Raw genomic sequence first — 22991 nt, 5'->3', positions numbered from 1 at the left:
TCACGCTATTGAAAAACAACGTTGTCAATTAAATTACCAAANNCTCGCTTTCCATGGGGCGAGATTCTTTAGCCTCCTCTGCAAGCCTGCGGGGTCTTTAGCCTTCCCGCTAATCCCATAGGAGTCGAGCATCCCTCCATTCCAATCAACTAATTCATCAAAAAATGTAAGCGATAAACCCTAATCAAATAGCCTTTACTTAGCGTAATCTAACTGTTGAATATTAATCAGATTGTAGATCAATTAATATTGAACATATATTAAACTAAACAATCGAATTTGTTTTCCAAAAAAGCTCATAATATTTTTAACTTCTAAAAAGATCATTTCTAGTTTTATTGAAATAATGAAATTGCTCAAACATATTAACATTTAAAGTCAGTAAAAGATCATTCAAAAAATGGTAATTTTATCATTATAAAATCTTCACTTAAAGTCCGTTTTCCCTATTGACGATTTTATATTTCAACACTCTGAAAATGAGAATACCACCCTAGTATTCTCATTTATCTATTAATATGAAATACTACCTGAAATTAATAAACCTACTGTTACACTTAAAGTAAACAATAAAGCAGCTACTGCAATGTTTCCTTCTTCAACCTTTTTAGCAAACGAAATTTTTGGAAATAATACAAATTCTGCAATCCAATAGGTAACCATTTGAGCTATAATACCAACTAAGCTCCAAATAATGAAATCACCATAGTTAACTGAATACTTTGCTGCTGACATAATAACAATTGCTAACCCTACTAATTTTCCCGCTAATTTCAGTGCAACGGCAATATTACCATCCTCTAAAATTAATTTTTGTTCACTCATCTTAGTGGTAAAAGTAAAAGCTAAAAATCCAATAAATAAAAGAATAAGTCCTGATCCTAAATACATCAAAGTACTAACAATACTATCCATTTATCTTCTCATCCCCTCATTAACTAATTTTTTTCTTCAACGATCCCTACTGGTAAAAAACAACTTTCGTTTCCGGTAATAATATTCCCGGCACGGACACCAATTGCGCCGTATTCTTCTTTAATCAAAAAACTGCCTATTAATACATGCAAATCTAGCATTCCATCAGGAGTCATAACCTTTCTCATAGGTAAAGGTGAATATTGTTGAAACACCATAACTTGATCATGATAGTTATTTTGTAAACTTTGTTGACGGTTTTCTCCGCTAATAATCTTAATTGAATCTCCTTCACGGCCAAATGCAGGTTTCTCAACATATGGAAGATTGTTTTCTATAAAGAAATCTGGCTCTAAATATGTTGGTAGAAAATGTTTTCTAATTACATCACGTTCTTCTATAGTAAAAACATCTGATTGCTCTATATGTAAATTCCAAATTAATGCTTGAACAGCCTTGGACTGTAATAAGAAAGAAGATAATGGATTGAAAATAATCAATTTACCGTCTTTTACAAGCTCTAATAGTGCCAGACCAATTTTTGTTCCATCTGAAGATTGATCAAGTTCTAGATGTTCAATTGGATAGGTTTGTCGGTAAAGAATGTGTATTCTTTCCCCTTTAGGTGTATAAAGTCCATCTTTTTCAATAATTTGTAAATCTTCTAGCGATATTAATTGACTCTTACCATTGTATAGGGATTGGATATATTTAGCTGTCTTCCAATCTTCTTCATGATCACCATGAGCTGTAAAAACAATAATTGGTTTATCTAACCCTTTTATGCTTTTATTGACAACATGATTTATAACATTAGAAAGTTTCATTTCACTATCAGCATTAGGATTCTTCAAGTTAAAATAATCCGTAATGTACCCATTGACATGATGGGTCTCCATAATAAACGTTGGGGTGTCACTATTGCATTCATAATGTTTCCAACCATCTACTGTATGAACAAGGTCAATTCTTCTAATGACTCCTTCACTTTCAATCGTTTTATGACGTAAAAATGGTACGATTTCCTTCGAATAACCAAGCATATAAAAAATATCATCTGGTAACTGTCTCATTAACCGAGCAGTCTTATCATAGATTTTTCCAATTTGTTCCGTAATCGAATGAATTTCATCAACTTCAATTTCAGTTAATGGATAATAGTCTAATAAAGCATAATATGAATCTTGTAAATCCGCCCAAAAATCCGGAAGTTTTTGATATATTTCTTTACGTTTTCGTCTGTGATTCTGTAAATTCGCATTATCCATTATTAACCACCAAATCCTCCAGATGAACCTTTTCCAAAACCACTTTTACTTGAAGATGAAGTGCGCCCTGCATATTTACTAGAAGATTTATAGCTCTTATAAGAGCTACTTGCATGAAGTGCAGTTCTTGTAGGATAAAATATTCCGCCATGATAATAACTATGGTAGTAATGACTCGTGCTATCATCACAAACCCAGACACCTTCGTCATCATCGAACTCCCAATCGCGGCAATCGTCATTTTTCGGTTTATCTGGTCGATCAGCATTTTGAGAACCACAGCCAGCTAATGCACTTACTGCTAATCCACTCGTTAATGTGATACTAACTTTTTTCATTAATAATGATGTTTTGGACATTGGGATCTCCTTTCGAGTATTAAATTATTCTAATCTATACTATACTAATCCCTCGATTAAAGTATATAGAAATTAACTTTCGCTATCCCTCTTACTCTCGTATTCTTTTAAACTAACCTCCAAATCCTCCAGAAACTCCACTACCAAAACCACTTTTTTTAACTGAGGAATTTGTACTTTTAATAATGCCTGAGGATTTGTATTGATTAAAATCATTGTTGTTATATAACATATTTTTTGTTGCAAAGAATGAGCCTAAAAAGAAAAAATTGCGGTAAAATGAGCTTGAACTATCATCACAAATCCAAATATTATCTTCATAGTCAAATTCCCAATCACTACAATTTTCATCATCAGGCATTTCCGTATCTGTGTACGCAAAATCTGTTTCGTCACTATCAGTATAATCAGTCTCATCTAAACTATCTTCAGTCGGCGTCCCCTCATCAACCTCATTTACTTGTTTTGTATTTTCATAGACCGGTTGACTTGATTCATAATAATCTTGAGAATTATCAGTTGTTTCAATCGACTCTGGTTCAAATCCACACCCGGTTAATGAACTTATTACAATACCACTTGTTAAGGCAATACTCACTTTTTTCATTAATTTTGATGTTTTTGACATTGTATTCTCCTAATTCCATATATAAATACATACATTTCTATCCTAAACTGTGTTATATACTAATGTATATACAATTATTAAAGGAGTTTGAACAATGTTTAATACAGACAACATCTTTGTTCTTGAATATCGATTACTTGATGGAGAATTTACACGACCTATTTATCATTTTCCATTTTTATCAAAGGTCCAAATCTTTACAAGAAGATATTGCGATTACTTTATTTTAAGTGGTTTCGTTTACGAGAATAGAGGTTCTTACATCGAAGAAGATCGATATGTAATTGAAGTAATTGAATCAGATATGGAAAATACTCCTTTTTACCATTTAAACAGACCGTTAGGCATTGAAATTAGAGATGTGGATTCTTTTGATGAAATTCATTTCTATGAGAGCGGAGATGAATTGGATCTACTATCTTGGCTTCAATCAACTTATATTACAATAAATCATCAAATTTACGAGCAAACTTCTAATGAAGTTGATCAAGACCGTAATACTTACGTGATGTATGTCAAACGGTATATTGAATAAACAAAAAGCTACCTAAATAATCTTAGGTAGCTTCAGACTGTTGACAAACGCTCGCTTTCTTCGTTGCTTCGCCTGTCTGCGGTGCTCATTACCGTCTAGGGTAACTCCGCTCCTCACCAGGCTTCGCGCCTCGAAAGACAAGCGCTTGCAACCAGTCTGATAATCATATTTTTAGTACTTACACTAAAGCTATCTAAGTCTCCTTAGGTAGCTTTAGTGTATACTATAGTTTTTGTTCAAGCTTGATTAAATCCTTACACTGTATACCATTTTCCCATATTTCTTCATCATAATTATCAATAAAGAAATCGTGAAAAACAGTACTGATTTGAAATCCGCAATTTTTATATAATGCTAATTGGTATGTACTTGAGTTTCCGGTACAGATTGAAATTTTACTAAAACCAAGTTTTCTAGATTCATTTATTCCATAGTGGATTAAACTTTTTCCAAATCCTTGTCCTTGGAAGGCTGGATCAATTGCAATATTTTTAATTTCAACCTCTTCACTTGAATTCTCCATTAATACTAATACACCGACGAGTAAATTTTGGTCTAGTACTTCATAAATAGTACTCTTTTGAATATATTTATCTACCATTTCTTTTGATGGGTCAGCTAGTAACAATAGATTCCAATGCTCTTTTGTTAGAAATTGAATTTTATTAATATGATTCATTGATACTCCTTACCTTTTTAATCTTGCCTTTAAATAATTTATCGTATCATTGGTGGATTTTTGTACCGATAGATTTGTAAATCCATGGTTTCCATTTTTAAGTGCAATCAACGTAACCATTTTTGGATTCTTTTTAGCAAATCGCTTAGATTGGTTGAACGGAACAAGCTTATCTCCTGTACCATGTACGATAAAGATTGGGACTTTTGTCTTTTCTACATATTGAATAGGACTCATTCGATTATACTCATCTGTCATTTGATCAACAGTACTATTCATATATTTATCTACGATTTCTGAACTTCTTGAAGAAGGCGATTGATTCATGGTCGTTAAGTCTGAAATTGGATACCAAGCAATAATATATTTTATTTTGTTTTGTATATCGGGCTGAAGTCCAGTTAATAAGGCTAAGTGTCCACCGGCAGAAGCACCAGCTATCCCTATTTGATTTCGTTCAATTCCTAATTCAGTTGAATTTGTGTAAATAAAGTCGATTGCTGTTTTCACGTCACGAACTGGAAAGTTATATGAATAATTTTCTTTTGAATAAAGTGTGTAGTCTATACTAATTGCTGTATATCCATCTTTTACAATTTCATTAAAAATCGTACTCCAACGTTTATTTAACGCTTTACTTCCATATCTCCAAGAACCGCCATGAACAAATATCAACGTTGGTGATGGTCCATGTGAATTTTTAGATCGGTATATATCAAAGGTTTGTGGAACTTGGGCTGGATTTGTGTAACGTACATCTTTTTGCACAATAATATCTTTACTTACATCATTTATCTTCTTTTGGTGTTTATGTTGAAAACCATTAAATCCAACAAAGACAATAACAAAGATGACTAATGCTAAAATGATTTTCTTCAAGCCAATTCACCTTTCTATAAAAAAAGAGACTAACTCAGGTTATGTTTTCTAAGTTCATTGTTATGTAAGATTTTAACGTCTACATAAATTAATAGAAATACACTAATGATGCTAGTCTCAATTACATTATTTAATAACTGTTACATACAAAATTCCCCAAATTAAAAATACTGCACAAACCCCAAATAATATTTTTGCCAACTTTTCCATCTTAGAACCCCTATTACCTTATTTTAAATCGACAATAGTAACACCTATTCCGCCCTCGGAGGCTGCTCCATATCGATAGGATTTAACTGATCTGTGTTTTTTTAAGTATTCTTGTACCCCTTGTCTCAGTGCGCCAGTTCCTTTTCCATGAATGATATTAATTCGAGGATAACCGGCTAACAATGCATCATCGATATATTTTTCTACACGAATTAGCGCATCTTCATATCTTTCACCTCTAAGATCTAGCTCAAGATTAACATGAAAATCCTTACCTTTTACAGAAGTAACAGTTCGTTCTTTTACTTCTTTAGGTGAACTAAGATATTCGATATCTTTTTCTTTAACTTTCATCTTAATAATTCCGAGCTGAACTTGCCATTCACCTGCACTAACTTGATCAAGTAGTGTCCCTTTTTGGTTAAAGCTAATCACTTTTACTTCATCACCTTCACGAAGCTTTCTTTGTTTCTTCGGAGCGGCCTGAGGAATTGCTTTCTTTGGAGCATAAGGAATTGCCCCTTCCAAACGAGTTCTTGCCTCAATTAATTCATGATCTTTAATAGAAGCTAATTGGCTATTCTTTAACGTTCTTAGCTCTTTAATAATTTCCTCAGCTTCTTGTTGTGCAACTCTGACACGCTTTTTCGCTTCTTCCTGTGCTCCACGATATAATTCATCACGGTGCTCATAGAATTCCATCATTTGCTTTTGTAAGTCTTTGAATACGCGCTCTGATTCTTTACGGAAATCTTCTGCTTCTTTCCATTCTGTTTCTGCACCTTTTCTACTCGTTTCTAAAGATGCAATCATATTTTCAACTTCATTACTTTCTTCACTTACATGATTTCTTGCTTTTTCAATTACACGATTTGAAAGTCCAAGTCTTCTAGAAATCTCAAATGCATTACTTCTACCTGGAACACCAATTAATAGTCGATAAGTCGGACTTAATGTTTCTACATCAAATTCAACACTAGCATTCATAACATGCTCTCGATTGTAACTATATGCTTTTAATTCTGGATAATGCGTTGTCGCTACTACTCTTGCACCGTACTCACTTACCTCATCTAAAATTGAGATTGCTAAAGCCGCACCTTCCTGAGGGTCAGTTCCAGCTCCTAATTCATCAAATAATACAAGACTACTATGATTTACATGTTTTAAAATATCTACAATATTCACCATATGAGAAGAGAATGTACTTAAGCTCTGTTCGATAGATTGTTCATCACCGATATCGGCGAAAATTTGCTCGAACACACAGATTTCTGAACCGTCTAGTGCGGGAATTTGTAGACCAGACTGTGCCATTAAAACACAAATACCAATCGTTTTTAAAGTAACCGTCTTACCACCCGTATTTGGACCAGTTATGACAATCGTAGTAAAATCTTTACCTAATTCAATATCATTAGCTACTACTATATCCCTTGGAATTAGAGGATGACGTGCTTTTTTTAATTTAAAATATCGATCGTTATTTAAAGTTGGTTTACTTGCCTTAATTGAATGCGAATAGTTAGCTTTTGCAAATAAGAAATCCATTTCAGCTAAAATTTCAACATTTTGTAATAAATCCGCTGAAGCTTCAGCTACTTGACCTGTTAATGCCATTAAAATTTTCTCAATTTCTTGCTCTTCTTTAACCTTTGCTTCTTGTAAACTATTGTTTAATGTAACGACAGCTTGTGGCTCAATAAATAATGTTTGACCAGAAGAAGATTGATCGTGAACAATACCACCATAAACATGTCGATATTCTTGTTTTACTGGAATAACGAAACGATCATTACGAATCGTTACGATTGAATCTGATAACATTTTTTGTGCATTTGTACCTCTAGTTAGACTCTCTAATTTTTCACGAATTCGAGCTTCAGCTGTTCGAACTTGTCCACGAATCGTTCGAAGTGTCACACTCGCGTCATCTAAAACTTCTCCATTATCACCAATAGCAGCCTTGATATTTTTATCTAATTCTAATAATGGAATGATTTGCTCACTTAATGATTCTAAGTATGGAATTTCTACTTCACTCTCAATTAAGCCCTCAATAAATCGAATCATTTGACGCCCGGCATATGTAACACCCGAAATCGCAATAAGTTCAGAAGGAGATAGCATTCCACCAATATCTGCCCTTTTAACTTGCATTCTTATATCTGATAATCCACCAAGAGGTACATTTCCTCGTAGACGAATAACTTTCACAGCTTCGTCGGTTGATTCATGTAGTTCTACAACTTCATCATAGCTAGTACTTGGTAAAAGGTTTTTAATACGTTCCTTACCTAGTGAAGATGAAGCGTGTTTAAGTAATTGTTCTTTTATTTTATCGTACTCTAAAACTCTTAACGTACGTTGCATACCCCGGCGTACCTCCTTACACTCGATTACGTTTCCTTTCAATCAAACTTAAAAGTTCATGTAATCCAAATGTATTTACAATATTTTCTCTTTTTAACCAAGCCTTCTTGGCCGCACTAACCCCAACAGTCATATGATCTAACATATCAATGTTATGTGCATCAGTATTAATAGATAGCATCACACCAGCTTCCGCGGCCATCATTAACATTTCTTTATTTAAATCTAATCGATTTGGATTTGCATTTAATTCTAAAATTGTACCTGTTTCTTTTGCTACAGAAATTAATTCTTCTGCATTTACTTTGTGCCCAGCTCTTCTACCAATTTTGCGTCCTGTTGGATGGCCAATCATGCTAACATAAGGATTTCTCATTGCATTTTTTAAACGCATCATGATTGTCTCTTCATCTTGACTAAAGCTAGAATGAATTGATGCAATAACAAAATCAAGTGAATGTAAAACATCATCTTCATAATCTAACGATCCATCAGGTAAAATATCCATTTCTACCCCATGTAGAATTGTAAAATCAGTATATTTTTCATTAACACGCTGAATCTCTTCTTTTTGTTTCCATAAGCGCTCAGGAGTTAAACCGTTCGCAACCTTTAAATATTGTGAATGGTCTGTGATGACAATATATTTATACCCCTTAGCACGACATGCATCTGCCATTTCTTCGATTGAATAGCCACCATCACTCCAAGTAGAGTGCATATGTAAATCAGATTTCATATCTTCTAAACGAATTAATGGGTAATCGTTTGTAAAAGTTGAAACTTCCTTTCCATCCTCTCGAATTTCTGGTGGAAAACAAGGTAAATTAAAGTGTGCATAAAAATCTTCTTCATTTTCAAATGTTAAAACTTCTCCAGTATTAACGTTCTCAACACCGTACTCACTAATTTTTTCATCTCGCTCTTTAGCCAATTGACGCATAGCTACATTATGATCCTTAGAACCAGTAAAATGATGCAGCGTTGTAGCAAACTCATTTGGTTGAATAATTCTGAAGTCAACTGAAATTTCATATTCAACACCTTTTAAAACAAGAGAAACTTTTGTATCCCCTTGCGCAATTATTCGAACGATTTCCGGCATCGAGAGTAATTGTTCTTTAATGCTTTCTGGTTTATTTGATGCAACAATGAAGTCTAAATCTTTAACTGTTTCACGTACTCTTCGTAAGCTTCCTGCTCTTGAATACTTTTCAACATCCTTCATTCCTGCTAAATAAGCTTCAATTTTATCAGCAATCGGTAATACATCTGCTAGTGGCAAGCGTTCGGGCTGCTTACCAAACTCCTCGATTGATTCTAAAATATTTTTCTCTGTCTTTTTACCGAATCCAGCTAACCCTTGTAACTTACCACTTAAGCATGCTTCTTTTAACTGCTCCATGCTCTCAATTTGTAATGATTGATAGAGTTTAGCTACTTTTTTTCCACCTAATCCTGGTAGTCTGAGTAAAGGAAGTAAAGTTTTAGGCAATGACTCTTGTAGTTCTTCCAATACCGTACTTTTACCAGTTTCGATATATTCTAAAATGACTGCAGAAGTCCCTTTTCCGATTCCTTTTATAGCAGTATAGTCGTCGATTTGCTCAAGACTTCTTTCATCAGTTTCTAATGCATTTGCCGCTTTACGAAATGCTGATATTTTAAAAGCATTCTCACCTTTTAGTTCTAAATAAGTAGCAATTTGTTCTAACAGTTTAATTAACTCTTTTTTGTGCATTTTAAGTCACCTACTTAACATAGAAATTATTTTTTTAATTAAATTCGATTAAAGTATTTCAGTACTAGAAAATCCTTTCTCGTTCCATAATTCCACTAATTGATTTGATATAAATGGTGTATGTTGAACCATAAAATGCGCGATATTTGATTTAAGTAATAAATCATGAAGCATATCAATTGGTAAGATTAAAGCTATAAAAAGCGCCAAAACCGCAAATAAATAAACCTCTATAAAACCAAAAATACCACCTAAGAAGGAGTTCATCTGCTTTAAAACAGGTAATTGGAAAACTCCATTCAATAACGAACCAATAAATGAAATAACTAGCCTTGTCCCAATAAATAACAAAGCAAAAGCAATAATTTCATATACAAACTGTTCTGCATTTACGACCTGTCCTCCGCTTATATGTATTGGGAATATTTTTTTAAGCGAAGTAGCGGTCTGCTCATAATAATGATAAGCTAGGTATAAGGAAAGTAAAAAACCTATTAAACGTACAAGGCTGCTAATAAAACCTCTTTTCCAACCTGTCAAAATTCCTAAAATAAAAATAATAAGTATAATTAAATCAATCATTTTTTCGCTCACTTTTCGTTTGTTTTTCTAATAATTTTTCGAGCATTTCAGCTCTTTCTTTTAATTTCACATAATCACTTACAATATTTATTGCTGTCAATACAGCTAATTTATTAGTATCTAATAATGGATTTTTTTTATTTATTTCTTTCATTTTATCATCTACAATTGAGGCAACATGGCGAATATGATCTGTTGACTCGTCACCAGTAATTGCATAATGTTGCCCATAAATAGTTACATTTAGTTTTTGTTTCGATGAAGAATTGGACAACTTCATACCTCCATTCAGCTATAAACATTCTAACCTTAACTATAACATGAAATTCAATACAATCAAAAGTATTGGAAAATATCCATTTATAAAGGAGAAATTTATGTCAAACACTGTATTAACAGTTTCTGAGGATACTCTCTTAAAGATGAAAACACACTACCAAAGTAGCCTTCAATCAAAAGTACCACAAGGTGGAGTATTTATGGCAAAACCAAGTGGCTGTACAATCACTGCATATAAATCTGGTAAAGTAATGTTTCAAGGCTCCAATTGTGATGCTGAAGTAAGTAAATGGCAAGGTAAGTCAGCTAGCCAAACTACTAAAAAGGTAAACCCTACAAATACGAATTCAACTTTACCAAAAAACTTTTCAAGTCTTGCAGTTATAGGTAGTGATGAAGTTGGTACAGGTGACTACTTTGGGCCGATGACAGTAGTAGCTTCCTTTGTAGAACCAAGTCAATTTGAATTACTTAAAGAATTAGGCGTAAAAGATTCCAAAGAACTAACTGACGATGCCATATGCAGCATAGCCAAAAAAATTGTTCATGTCGTAACCTACAGCCTCTTAGTACTACACAATGAGAAATACAATGCTATGCAAGAAAAAGGTTATAACATGAATAAACTAAAGGCGCTATTACATAATCAAGCAATTCGAAATACTATTTCAAAATTAGAAGATAAAAAATATGATGCAATCTTAATTGATCAATTTACTCCTCCAAATCTGTACTACGGATATTTAAAAGGAACAAAAGAAGTTATTCGTGATAAAGTTCAATTCGCTACAAAAGCAGAAGGTTTGCATCTCTCAGTTGCAGTTTCTTCTATCTTAGCCCGCTATGCTTTCCTACAACAAATGGATCAATTAAGTGAAAAAGCTGGCATGACCTTACCAAAAGGTGCTGGGGCAAAAGTTGATCAAGCCGCTGCAAAACTAATTAAATCAAAAGGTCTTGAAGCTTTACGAAGTTTAACGAAATTACATTTTGCTAATACCGAAAAGGCACTAAAGATTGCTAAAAAATGATATTCCTGCATTTTAAAGGATATGAAAACATCAAAAAAGCTGTATTCTAAACATACATTTAGAATACAGCATCTACTATAAATAGTATGAAACCTAATAGGCTAGCAACTTGTTTTTGTTTTTTATATCGAAGCATCGGTTTAGATAATAAAAATAAACAAATTAAAAATCCAAAAGGGATTGGTAACCAAAATAACCTAAATGGTAAAGAAGCTAGTACATAATAACCAATCATTTGAAACCCAAGATTACTAACATCCCGCTTAATGGCATCTTTATAAACTGCTAACACTCCAACTAACAATCCGACATAAAGTAAAAAGATTAACATCAAGCCACCTCCAAGATTGTCCTACTAATAACCTATTCACCTATGGCTTGTCTAAAGACTCATAAAGAAAAATGTTTAAACATATTCATAACATGTAGAAACGAAGGAGGAATATTTAGATGAATAATTTAATAAACGAATTTAATAGTCTAATCCAATCTGTTCCAAAAATCATCAGAGCATTATCGAATACAGATTATAAACCAAGTCCTACAAAATGGTCTAAAAAGGAAATCCTTGGACATCTTTGCGATTCTACGACTATGAATCATAAAAGATTTATAGATAGATTGTCCTCTAATGATGAACTAGTTTTGGAGCTTTATAAACAAAATTCATGGGTAGAATTAAATGATTATCAAAATAGCTATACAATAGAAGAAATTCTTACTTTATGGACTGCTCTAAATTCACGTTTCATGAATGTACTCGCAAACATTTCAGAAGACCAATGGAAACTACAATATATTAGTCAAAATGAAGAATCTGTTACACTAAGTTGGTTATTTACTGACTATATTGACCATATGAAGCATCATTTAAATCAAATATTAGGATAGGATCAAGATGTCGTCATGAAATTTAAAGTGAAGAAAAATCCTCTATTAGTCGTCCTAATTCTGAGCTTAATTCCCATCATTACTTCAGTTCCCATCATCAGCTTTATTGAAGCTGATAGCACAGGAATCATCATAAGTTTAGTAGTCTTTGTCTTTTTATTACCAATATTGATTATTCTAGTTTGGGCATTATTCAACACATACCATGAATTAACCGAAACTGAATTAAAATCACAATTTGGATTTATAACAATTCTCATTCCATATAGTGAAATCAGAACAGTTAACTTCTCCAATTGTCCAGTTTCATCACCTGCATGGACCTTCAAACGTTTAAAAATCGAATACAAAAAGTACGGTTTTGCCTTACTTTCACTTCCTATAGACGAAGATCGTTTTTTACAAGAAATAAAAAAACGATGTCCAGATGCTACTATTTCAAATCGGAAAAGAGCAGAAGTTTTAATTAATTAGTTTTTAAACTCTTTTCCCACAAAAAACACGCAAGGTATTATGTTACTTGCGTGTTTTCTTTGTTTATGAATTACTTTATCCCATCTTTTTGCTTTTTCACTTACTCATGAACCCTTTTATTCGTATTTCTCTAATCTAAGAGATTCACCGGCACAAAAAAAAGTCTCATAAGTACTTTGACTTACGAGACCCTGTTTTTCATAATTAATTATTAATATACTTTTCAAATACCGATCCAAAATCTTTAACTTTGTATTGCTCTCTAGACTTCATTAACCATTCAAAAGCAGCTTCATTAATTTCTTTAAAACTGTTCACTAAATTATTTTCATTTGAAGTTACGCGGCCTAATGTTGTAGAAGCAATTTCGATGCTTTCTTTTGCATATCCTAGTGCTTTTTCATTTTCATGACTAATTTCAGCAATCATTAGTAACGCTTTATAGAGATCCTTAACTTGTTCAATATGTTTTTTATGAACATCAATTGAAAACTCTCTACCACCAATGTTGAACTTAATTTCAACATCTAAATCAATTGTACCAGCTGTTTCAAGTAAAACATGTGTGATTTTATGTGTGTGATAATTATAACGATGAAGTGTACGCTTCTTACTTATTGCACTTGTACCGTCTAAATGAATTAAAGCCTTATTCGTAAAGCAATACTCATCTGATTTTGATTTAATTAAGAAATAAATTTTTTCATTATCTTCATGCATTACATAATCGTCAGAATCAACTTTGTCATAATTTTTCGGTTCAATAACACTACCTACATCACTTAAACCAAGCATATCTGCAGCAACTTTACCAAACATTAAACTTCCTCCTCCGAATAGTAGGTATGGCTAATTCTAAAAATATACGCCTTCAAAACCCACTTTTTGACTATTACACTTCTGAATTATACATTAAATACAAAAATATTGGGATAGGAATAGTAGGGGTATATGGATTTTTTTTCCTATTTTTAAAGTCTTCTCGGTTCTAACCCGCCCTCCTTAAGTTATAGCTTAATTTACTGTTGAACACATACCCTGTTGCAGACTATAATTAGATGGTGACTGTTTAAATTTCGTTCTTTCACAAAAGAACATTATTATATGAAAAATAAAGAAAAGGTGTCGATCTATGAGTATTTTAACTGTAAAAAACTTAAGCCATGGATTCGGTGATCGTGCAATTTTTAATGATGTATCATTCCGTCTATTAAAAGGTGAACATATCGGTCTTATCGGTGCAAATGGTGAGGGTAAATCAACTTTCATGAATATCGTTACTGGAAAATTACAGCCTGATGAAGGTAAGGTTGAATGGTCTAAAAAAGTACGTGTAGGTTATTTAGATCAGCATGCTGTATTGCAACCAGGTATGACAATTCGTGACGTATTAAAAAGTGCTTTCCAATATATGTTTGATATGGAAAATGAAATTAATGATTTATATGTAAAAATGGCTGAAGCAACTCCAGAAGAAATGGAGAAAATGCTTGAAGATGTTGGTGTTCTTCAAGATACTTTAACAAATAATGATTTCTATATTATTGATGCTAAAGTTGAAGAAATTGGTCGTGGTTTAGGTTTAGAAGATATCGGACTTGATCGCGATGTAACAGAACTTTCTGGTGGTCAACGTTCAAAGGTTCTTCTATCAAAACTTCTTTTAGAAAAACCAGATATCTTATTACTTGATGAGCCTACTAACTATTTAGATGAGCAACATATTGAATGGTTAAAGCGCTATTTACAAGAGTATGAAAATGCATTTATTCTAATTTCACATGATATTCCGTTTTTAAATAGTGTTATTAATTTGATTTATCATATGGAAAACCAAGAATTAAATCGTTATGTTGGTGATTATGATAATTTCAAAGGAATTCATGAAATGAAAAAATCACAATTAGAATCAGCTTATAAACGTCAACAACAAGAAATCTCTGAACTAAAAGATTTCGTTGCTCGTAATAAAGCTCGTGTTTCTACTCGTAACATGGCAATGTCTCGCCAAAAGAAACTTGATAAAATGGATGTAATTGAACTTGCACGAGAAAAACCAAAACCAGAATTCCACTTTAAACCAGCTCGCACTTCAGGTAAATTAATATTTGAAGCAAAAGATTTAGTGATTGGTTACGACGAACCACTATCTAAACCATTGAATCTTCGTATGGAACGTGGACAGAAAATTGCTTTGGTTGGTGCGAACGGTATCGGTAAAACGACGTTAATGCGTAGTTTACTTGGTGATATTAAACCAATTTCTGGTGAAGTTGAACGCGGTGAATTCCTTCACATTGGATACTTCGAACAAGAAGTAAAAAGCGATAATAATAAAACATGTATCGATGAAGTTTGGGATGAATTCCCATCATTTACACAATATGAAGTTCGTTCTGCTCTTGCAAAATGTGGTTTAACGACTAAGCATATTGAGAGTAAAGTTGCAGTTTTAAGTGGTGGAGAAAAGGCGAAAGTTCGTTTATGTAAGTTAATTAATCAAGAAACAAACTTACTTGTACTTGATGAGCCTACTAACCATTTAGATGTAGATGCTAAAGAAGAACTAAAACGCGCACTAAAAGAGTACAAAGGAAGTCTTTTAGTTATCTGTCACGAACCTGAATTCTATCAAGGATTAGTTACAGATGTATGGAATGGCGAAAACTGGACTACTAAGGTGTTTTAATTAATACAAAAAAGAGAGACGAAAAATTTGTTTTCGACCTCTCTTTTTTTTGTTTTTTAAACCTCAAATTAAAGTGAAATATTTTGACTTAACTTAGTAGTCCATTCACTTGGGTGTTTTCTTTTCTTTGTTCCTTTTGGCATTGAATTTATATAACCGATATGAAGAGCTCCTAAAATTTTTCGAGTTTCAGGAATACCCATCTCTTTGTAAAATTGTTTATCAAAAATATAAGGATTTGTTCGCCATACCATTCCAATATTTTTTTCCCAAGCTGCTAATTGTAAATTTTGAACAAATGCACAGGTTGCTCCAATCGCTTCTAAATTTTTCTTTTCATTTTCTGAGTGGTCTGTCGTAATAATTAAATGCATAGGTGTGTCGATGATATATGTTTTAAAGAATTCTGTTGATTTTTTAATTTTCTCTACTGTATATGTTTCAGTTAATTCCATTCTTTCGTAGCTATCTACAATTTTTGAAGCATAATATTCTTTTTCTTTTTCTTCTGAAACCATAATGAATTGCCAAGGCTCTTCTTTGCTGTGGAAAGGAGCATAAGATGCTGCTTCAAGTAGCTCCATTAAATCTTCCATATTAATTGGATCCTTTTTTGTATCTCTAATCGTTCTTCTATTTTTAATAAAATTTAATATCGACATTGAACGTTACCCCTTATTCTCTAAATATCTTAAATTCATTATAAATGTAAATGATAATCATTTTCAATAAAACTTTTAATTTTAATTGTTTTCTTAGACTACGTTAATCCTTTTTCATTTGGATACATTGTTAATCGAAATCCTTACATAACTATTTATATGTAATGATAATTAGAAAGACTGTGTTTTGAGGTCTACGATCAAATCAAAAAGAAAACAGGTATTGAAGATAAAAATTTCTTCAATACCTGTTACTTTACATTTCTTTTGGAGCACGAATTCCTAATAATCTTAGTCCTTCTTCTAAAACAATGGAAACAACTTTAATTAATGCTAATCTACTTTCTAATTGATCATCATTTGTTAGAATATGAGTATTTCCATAATATTTATTGAAGCTTTGTGCCAAATCAATTGTATATTTAGCAATGACAGATGGTTCAAATTGTTCAAAACTACGTGTAACTTTGTTAGGAAACTCAAGTATATGTTTTATGATATCCCAACTATATGAATCATCCAGCCCATCTTGATTAGTTAAATCCTGTGATGCAGCTTTATCTAAAATCGAATTTGTTCTCGCAATTGAGTATTGTACATATGGCCCTGTTTCACCTTCAAATTTTAGCATCTGATCTAGTGAAAATTCGATGTTATTCATACGATCATTTTTTAAATCTTGGAAAATAATTGCACCGACTCCCACCATTTTTGCAACTTCTTCTTTATTTTTTAATGTAGGATTTTTTTCTGCAATATTTTGGCTAGCTAAGCTTATGGCTTCCTCAATTACCTCTTCTAAAAGAACAATTTTCCCTTTTCGCGTAGACATTTTTTTACCGTTTTGTAGGATTAAACCGAATGGTACGTGTACCATATCTTTAGACCATTCGTACCCCATTTTATTCAAAACTGTAAATACTTGCTCAAAATGTAACGCTTGTTCTCCACCAACTACATATACCGCTTTATCAAAATCATAAGTTTCTTTGCGATAAAGTGCAGCTGCTAAATCTCTTGTTGCATACAACGTAGCTCCATCAGATTTTCTAATTAAGCATGGTGGTAATTCCTTTTCAGTTAATTCAACAACATCAGCACCCTCAGATTCCACTAAAAGGTTTTTTTGCTCTAGAAGTTCAATAACTCGGTCCATTTTATCATTGTAAAATGCTTCTCCGTTAAAGCTATCAAAGTTAACCCCTAATAAATCATAAACTAACATGAATTCTTTAAGAGACTCATCACGGAACCACTTCCATAAGTGCAGGGCTTCTTCATTTTTTTCCTCTAATTGCTTAAACCAACTTCTAGCTTCTTCCTCAAGTTGAGGCTCTTTTTCAACTTCTTCATGAAATTTAACATATAATTTTAAAAGTTCTTTGATTGGATTTTCTTTTACCGCGTCTTGATTACCCCAAAGTTTATAAGCAACAATTAATTTCCCAAACTGTGTTCCCCAGTCTCCAAGGTGATTAATTTTTATTGATTTATACCCATTTTTTTCAGCTATTTTAGCAATTGAATTTCCAATCATTGTTGAACGCAAGTGCCCCATTGAAAATGGCTTTGCTATATTTGGTGAGGAACAATCAATCGCAACTGTTTTGTCTTCATCAATTACTTGGTTTCCATATTCTTTCCCTTTACCAAGAACTAATTCAATTACTTGTTTACTTACTAGCTTTTTATTCAAAAAGCAGTTTACGTACGGGCCGTTCGCTTCTACTTTTTCAATTAAATCATGATTAATCTGTGGTGCAATTTCCTTTGCAATCATGACTGGAGATTTTTTTAATGCTTTTGCTAATTGGAAACAAGGAAATGCTAAATCACCTTGATCTGCATAATTCGGTTTTTCAATAAGTGAGTTAATCTCAGTTAAAGTTAGTGATCCATTTAAAGCTTTTTCAATTTGTTCACTATACATATTTACATAATTCATGATGATCAATCCTCTCCAAAATATAAAAAACCCGTCTCTATCATAAGAGACGGGTTTAACTAATCCGCGGTACCACTCTAATTGTTCAAATATATTGAACCAGCTTTAAAATTTGTTAACGAGGTCTTCCCCGGCAAAGTCCTACTATTATTTCAGACTGCTTCTCCGAAGTGCGCTTCATCTTATTCGCTCTGTTAGGCTTCCACCATCCCCAACTCTCTACAAGAATCAAAATAAGATTACTCTCTTCATCTAAAAATTTTCAATATTCATTTTTTCCATTTAAACATATCTAATGTAGAAATTCAAGATTAAATTTTTTTTGAACTTTATGAATGACACCATTTGTTGACAACCTTAATAACATAGAAATTGAGGTGGAATTTATGAAAAAAAAACCAATAACTTTAAGTCTTTGTATGATTGTTAAAAACGAAGAAGCTGTACTTTCCAGATGTTTATCATCTGTATCTTATATAGTAGACGAAATTGTCATTATTGATACTGGTTCAACAGACAAAACAAAGGAAATAGCTAAAAAGTTTACAAATCTTATTTACGATTTTACGTGGATCAATGATTTCTCTGCAGCAAGAAACTTTGCGTTTTCTAAAGCAACGAAGGATTATATTATGTGGCTAGATGCTGATGATATAATCACTGATGAAAATTCTAAAAAATTACTTAAATTAAAAAAGTCATTAAATAAAAATGTCGACGCTGTTGGGATGAAATATCATCTTGCTTTCGATGAAAATGGAAACCCGAGTTTTAGTTCTGTACGAAATCGAATCGTTAAACGTGAAAGAAACTTTAAATGGATTGGTTTCGTACATGAATATTTAGAAGTTTACGGCGAAATTATTCAATCGGATGCTGCAATTATTCATCAAAAAGACAAAGAGTTTTCTGATCGTAATTTAAAGATTTATGAAAATGCGATTTCTTCAGGAAATGAATTAAGTCCTCGTGACAAATACTATTATGCTAATGAATGCGTAGATCATCAGCTATTTGAGAAGGCAATTGAATGGTATGAATTGTTTCTTGATGAAGGAAAAGGCTGGTACGAAGATAATATTCAAGCCTGTGGAAAAATGGCAGACTGCTATTTAAGTCTAAACGAAACAGAAAAAGCTATTAGCAGTTGTCTAAGATCATTTTCTTATGATGGACCACGTGGAGAAAACTGCTGTCGATTAGGATTTGTGTATCTTCACAAAGGTGATTTTACACGTGCTATTTCATGGTATAAACTTGCTACACTTGTTGATGTTCCTACAAGTAGCCCTTTTATTAATCAAGCGTGTTACACTTGGTTACCTAATCTACAGTTATGTCTTTGCTATAGTCGATTAGGCGATCAACTTACTGCTAGAAAATATAATGAGATAGCAGCAAGCTATGTTCCTAATAACCCTTCTGTTCTTCACAACCAAGAGTATTTTCGCTCATATTTTAAAGACCAATAACTCACCCTTACTTATCTACTAACTTTATATTTCCTATCCTATCCGTTTAATAATCATAATAGAAATTTGAAAACTACTAATTAAGTAAATCATCACTAAATTAGCATCAATGTTTAATACAAAATCAAAATTATAGAAAAGGGTGATAGCTTGATCACAGTCAGTTTATGTATGGTTGTACAAAATAATGAAGCCACAATTGAAAGATGTCTAAGTTCGGTTAGTAGCTTAGTTGATGAAATTATCATCGTTGGTATGAATTCCCACGATCGAACGATTGAGCTAGCAAGACAGTTTACAGACCAAATACATGTCTTTGATGGTGTGGATGAAATAGATGCATTAAATTTTTCAAAATCATTGGCAACGAAAGACTTTATACTTTTACTAAACCATAGTGAAGTTTTACTAGAAAATGATCGTTTAATATTTTCTAAGCTAAAACAATCAATAAACAATGAAGTTTATAATGTAGCTGTCGATTATCAGATCGGTTGGAATGTACAAAGTAAACAAAAAATTAGTAGATTATTTAAAAGGTTAAGCTCAAATAGTCAATTACCGAATATAAAAAATGAACAAACCTCTGATTCATTTTCTACTAATCTTGTTATTACAGATCTTCCTTATACACAAAACACAAAAGAAAATATTCAAATATATGAACAAATGTTAAGTAACAATCTTACTCTTTCAACAATGGATTTGTTTTATTATGCAAAAGAATTAAGTTCAGATCATCAACATGATCAATCAATAAAATATTTTTTTAAATTTTTGAGATTAAATCAGCCATTTGAAGAGCTTAATATTCTTGCTTGTCATTATATTGCTAATTGTTATCACGAATTTAATCTAAGAGACTTAGAAACTACTTGGTTATTAAGAGCTCTTAAATATGGCAATACTCATCCAGAAACATGTTGTAGATTGGCTTATACATTTTTTGAGAAAAATAATTTCGATTCAGCTATTTATTGGTATAAAGAAGCAACCTTAAATAAGGTGAACAATCGCTTGATTCTTCTCAACCCATCCTGTACTACTTGGCTACCACATTTACAGCTAGCTGTTTGCTACGACAGAATAGGTGAATTTCGCCTTGCAAATGAGCACAATGAATTAGCCTATCATTTTTACCCAACACACCCAAGCATTCTTTCAAATAGAGAGTACTTTGCAAATAGATTAAATAACGAAGGCAGCTGAGGATCCCTCAACTGCCTTTTAATCATTTTTTTCTTACTAACAAGAGCATATTATATATTTCAAGATTTGAAGTTAGTTGTTCAAGATTTATTCCAAAACTATGAGCTAAATGAACTACTTCTTCAAAAAACAACTTAATATTTAAATCTACATTTATATCTTCATTCTTTGTCGTCACTTCAAATTGGTCAGTTGGAAATAGCGTATTAATTGTTTGAGGCGTGAAAAATCTAATATTTTCTTTTTTCAATATACCTGCGTGAATATAATTCCATTGGCCTTGTAGTAATTGAAAGAGAACTTCACCATGGGAAACATTTGGAACTCTACAAATAATTGAGCCTGATGTTTTTAATAGATTGGTGATTTCTTTTACAAAGCTCCAAGGATCTACAAGATGGTTTACAATATTATCAATTATGATTAAATCAAAAAACTCATCAGGGTAACCGTGTGGCACTTCGTCAATACTAATTGTATCAACCCTTTTATAAAATTGTGATGCAATTGAGGATAGTTCTGAATCACTTTCTGTTCCATATAATTCACATTTATATAGATTTTTAATTTCTAGACCTGTTGCGCCAGCTAAGCAACCAATTTCTAATACTTTATTTATGTTACCTGGCACCATTTCAATAATTTCCGTCTTTGGATACCCAATATCTATTAAATTGTTTCCCCACTTTTCGATATACTTCATTCTATTTTCAATATATAGGTGATTTATATTAATATCACTATTTCCGTTGAACGTCATGTGCCCATAATGATGAACAAATGAATCCAATGCAATATGCAATTCATATCCTTCTAAAATAGTTCTTAAACAAATATCATCATCTTCAAATGAACCTAGTTTAAACCTTTCATCAAATCCTACTAATCGATCAATTAATTCGCGTCTAACTAATAAACAAAATCCTACTAATCTTAATACTTGTTTAGACATTCCTTTTACACTTGCACAATATCTTAATGAAAAATCATTAATTTCTTGATCATTTTGATAATCAACATTAATTCGCTGCAATCCACTTACATAATTACTTACAGGCCCAACCATGCCAATTTTATCATTACTATATAAAAGAGTAAGCATTGCATCTAACCAATTTTCTGTAACGATTGTATCATTATTTAAAAATAACAAGTTATCACCTGTCGCGACTTCAATTCCTTGATTACAACCTTTAGCAAACCCCATATTTATCTCATTAAAGATTGTAATAAAAGAAGGATTATTTTTTAAATAATCTCGTGTTCCATCAGTCGAGCCATTATCAATAACAATGATTTCTACTTCATCTTTCTTTGTATATTTCGCAAGACTTTCAAAGCATTTTTTTGATACCTCGAGCTGATTATAAGTCAAAATAATAATACTAGTTTTCATTCTTTAAACACCTTCTTTAAAATCTTACTGCATAGGCAAGTATGATTTTTTTCTTAATGTATCCCCCTCATTTATCTACATAACACATACATTAATTAACATATTCAGAAGTAAAATATTTGGTCAGTATTAATTATTTAATAAAAAATCCCCATTAACTATTCGAATAGATTACTATTGAATAATTAATGAGGATGGTCACCATCTTAGGATAGACTACTAATCTCTAAAAGTGATCCTTATACAATACGATGAACTGACCAGTTGATACCAGCTGTATTGTTTCCACCTAAAGTAAGAGGAATAGTTAATCCGTCAGCCTCATAGAAGAGACCAATGACATCTCCAGCAGTCAATTCTAGGTCTCCAGTAATTGTGACAGTTCCATCACCTAGAATTGCTCGTAAATTTAGTACTAATGCAACATTTACATCTAAAATTGGTACTAAACCACTTAATAAATCATCTGTCGTTGGTGATGTTCTACGGAATACAAATGAAGGATTTATACCTGCTCCTAGTGATACTGTTAAAGTTGTAGTCGTAGAGTAGCTAATTGTTGCTTCAAAAGTATACCGTCCTGTTGCTGGGACAGTGAAATTACCTGATGTTGGATCAAAAGTAGTTGCATTGAAGAATGGACTTGCAACGCTCCATCCAGTTAATTGAGTACTTGCAGCAGTGCCAACAGTAGGGATAAACGCAGAGAATCCTGTAGAAAGTACATTTGGACCTGTTGCTCCTGTTGCCCCTACTGGACCTGTTGCTCCTGCT

The 22991-nt window shown here is 32.4% G+C and carries 22 protein-coding genes, 1 pseudogene and 1 other annotated feature; of the genes and pseudogenes, 7 read left to right on the top strand and 16 right to left on the bottom strand.

What is annotated here, in order from left to right; translation table 11 throughout:
• Window positions 1–513: 513 nt before the first annotated feature.
• From COI44_RS22385 to COI44_RS22370, 4 genes are all read right to left on the bottom strand, one after another.
• Window positions 514–915, bottom strand: a complete 402-nt coding sequence (locus COI44_RS22385) for a DUF350 domain-containing protein (protein WP_069034569.1) — start codon at window positions 913–915, stop codon at window positions 514–516.
• Window positions 916–938: 23 nt separating this feature from the next.
• Entirely contained in the window at window positions 939–2183 is a 1245-nt protein-coding gene (locus COI44_RS22380; protein WP_098429861.1) for a glutathionylspermidine synthase family protein, read from the bottom strand.
• A gap of 2 nt (window positions 2184–2185) precedes the next feature.
• Window positions 2186–2542: a hypothetical protein gene (locus COI44_RS22375; RefSeq protein WP_098429860.1), complete on the bottom strand. Its 357-nt coding sequence runs from the start codon at window positions 2540–2542 to the stop codon at window positions 2186–2188.
• Window positions 2543–2654: 112 nt separating this feature from the next.
• A complete protein-coding gene (locus tag COI44_RS22370) occupies window positions 2655–3170 on the bottom strand; it encodes a hypothetical protein (protein WP_098429859.1) in 516 nt (171 codons plus the stop codon).
• A 94-nt stretch (window positions 3171–3264) separates the two neighbouring features.
• Here COI44_RS22370 and COI44_RS22365 point away from each other — a divergent pair, with 94 nt between their 5' ends.
• Window positions 3265–3705 carry a hypothetical protein gene (locus tag COI44_RS22365; protein WP_098429858.1) on the top strand — a complete coding sequence of 147 codons (441 nt, stop codon included), beginning with the start codon at window positions 3265–3267 and terminating at the stop codon, window positions 3703–3705.
• A gap of 223 nt (window positions 3706–3928) precedes the next feature.
• On the opposite strand, the gene COI44_RS22360 is transcribed toward COI44_RS22365, so the two are convergent.
• From COI44_RS22360 to zapA, 6 genes are all read right to left on the bottom strand, one after another.
• Window positions 3929–4384, bottom strand: a complete 456-nt coding sequence (locus COI44_RS22360) for a GNAT family N-acetyltransferase (RefSeq protein WP_098429857.1) — start codon at window positions 4382–4384, stop codon at window positions 3929–3931.
• A 9-nt stretch (window positions 4385–4393) separates the two neighbouring features.
• Window positions 4394–5263: an alpha/beta hydrolase gene (locus COI44_RS22355; RefSeq protein ID WP_179887229.1), complete on the bottom strand. Its 870-nt coding sequence runs from the start codon at window positions 5261–5263 to the stop codon at window positions 4394–4396.
• A gap of 228 nt (window positions 5264–5491) precedes the next feature.
• Entirely contained in the window at window positions 5492–7846 is a 2355-nt protein-coding gene (locus COI44_RS22350; RefSeq protein WP_098429855.1) for an endonuclease MutS2, read from the bottom strand.
• 16 nt (window positions 7847–7862) lie between these two features.
• Window positions 7863–9587, bottom strand: coding sequence for a DNA polymerase/3'-5' exonuclease PolX (polX, locus tag COI44_RS22345; RefSeq protein WP_098429854.1), 1725 nt, complete (start codon window positions 9585–9587; stop codon window positions 7863–7865).
• Window positions 9588–9635: 48 nt separating this feature from the next.
• Window positions 9636–10169: a CvpA family protein gene (locus COI44_RS22340; protein ID WP_098429853.1), complete on the bottom strand. Its 534-nt coding sequence runs from the start codon at window positions 10167–10169 to the stop codon at window positions 9636–9638.
• Window positions 10162–10449: a cell division protein ZapA gene (gene zapA / locus COI44_RS22335; protein WP_098429852.1), complete on the bottom strand. Its 288-nt coding sequence runs from the start codon at window positions 10447–10449 to the stop codon at window positions 10162–10164. Before zapA ends, COI44_RS22340 begins: the two co-directional genes overlap by 8 nt.
• A gap of 97 nt (window positions 10450–10546) precedes the next feature.
• Here zapA and rnhC point away from each other — a divergent pair, with 97 nt between their 5' ends.
• Complete coding sequence (gene rnhC / locus COI44_RS22330) at window positions 10547–11479, top strand: ribonuclease HIII (protein WP_098429851.1); 933 nt, start codon at window positions 10547–10549, stop codon at window positions 11477–11479.
• Window positions 11480–11537: 58 nt separating this feature from the next.
• Here rnhC and COI44_RS22325 read toward each other — a convergent pair whose 3' ends face one another.
• A complete protein-coding gene (locus COI44_RS22325) occupies window positions 11538–11810 on the bottom strand; it encodes a hypothetical protein (RefSeq protein WP_098429850.1) in 273 nt (90 codons plus the stop codon).
• 119 nt (window positions 11811–11929) lie between these two features.
• Here COI44_RS22325 and COI44_RS22320 point away from each other — a divergent pair, with 119 nt between their 5' ends.
• A complete protein-coding gene (locus tag COI44_RS22320) occupies window positions 11930–12370 on the top strand; it encodes a DinB family protein (RefSeq protein WP_098429849.1) in 441 nt (146 codons plus the stop codon).
• Window positions 12371–12385: 15 nt separating this feature from the next.
• A complete protein-coding gene (locus COI44_RS22315) occupies window positions 12386–12844 on the top strand; it encodes a PH domain-containing protein (protein ID WP_098429848.1) in 459 nt (152 codons plus the stop codon).
• 204 nt (window positions 12845–13048) lie between these two features.
• On the opposite strand, the gene COI44_RS22310 is transcribed toward COI44_RS22315, so the two are convergent.
• On the bottom strand, window positions 13049–13663 hold the full coding sequence (locus COI44_RS22310; RefSeq protein WP_097978353.1) for a PH domain-containing protein: 615 nt from the start codon (window positions 13661–13663) through the stop codon (window positions 13049–13051).
• A gap of 313 nt (window positions 13664–13976) precedes the next feature.
• Between COI44_RS22310 and COI44_RS22305 the strand changes: the two genes are divergently transcribed.
• On the top strand, window positions 13977–15533 hold the full coding sequence (locus COI44_RS22305) for an ABC-F family ATP-binding cassette domain-containing protein (protein WP_098429847.1): 1557 nt from the start codon (window positions 13977–13979) through the stop codon (window positions 15531–15533).
• Window positions 15534–15601: 68 nt separating this feature from the next.
• Here COI44_RS22305 and COI44_RS22300 read toward each other — a convergent pair whose 3' ends face one another.
• Together COI44_RS22300 and argS are read right to left on the bottom strand one after the other, a co-directional pair.
• A complete protein-coding gene (locus COI44_RS22300) occupies window positions 15602–16195 on the bottom strand; it encodes a nitroreductase family protein (RefSeq protein ID WP_098429846.1) in 594 nt (197 codons plus the stop codon).
• 256 nt (window positions 16196–16451) lie between these two features.
• Window positions 16452–18140, bottom strand: a complete 1689-nt coding sequence (gene argS / locus COI44_RS22295; protein ID WP_098429845.1) for an arginine--tRNA ligase — start codon at window positions 18138–18140, stop codon at window positions 16452–16454.
• Between the two features lie 42 nt (window positions 18141–18182).
• Window positions 18183–18404, bottom strand: a binding site (T-box leader).
• 122 nt (window positions 18405–18526) lie between these two features.
• Between argS and COI44_RS22290 the strand changes: the two genes are divergently transcribed.
• Together COI44_RS22290 and COI44_RS22285 are read left to right on the top strand one after the other, a co-directional pair.
• The gene (locus COI44_RS22290; protein WP_286164047.1) at window positions 18527–19612 is read left to right on the top strand and encodes a tetratricopeptide repeat-containing glycosyltransferase family 2 protein; all 1086 of its coding nucleotides are present in this window, start codon (window positions 18527–18529) and stop codon (window positions 19610–19612) included.
• Between the two features lie 150 nt (window positions 19613–19762).
• Entirely contained in the window at window positions 19763–20821 is a 1059-nt protein-coding gene (locus tag COI44_RS22285) for a tetratricopeptide repeat-containing glycosyltransferase (RefSeq protein WP_142329297.1), read from the top strand.
• Window positions 20822–20843: 22 nt separating this feature from the next.
• On the opposite strand, the gene COI44_RS22280 is transcribed toward COI44_RS22285, so the two are convergent.
• Together COI44_RS22280 and COI44_RS24335 are read right to left on the bottom strand one after the other, a co-directional pair.
• Entirely contained in the window at window positions 20844–22217 is a 1374-nt protein-coding gene (locus tag COI44_RS22280; RefSeq protein WP_098429843.1) for a glycosyltransferase, read from the bottom strand.
• 239 nt (window positions 22218–22456) lie between these two features.
• Window positions 22457–22991: pseudogene (locus COI44_RS24335) on the bottom strand (collagen-like protein); the annotation flags it as partial.

The sequence above is a fragment of the Bacillus sp. AFS088145 genome, from assembly GCF_002564465.1.
Taxonomy (GTDB): Bacteria; Bacillota; Bacilli; order Bacillales; family Bacillaceae_G; genus Gottfriedia.
Note: the sequence above shows the minus strand (reverse complement) of the source record. Positions and strands in the feature narration are given on the sequence as shown.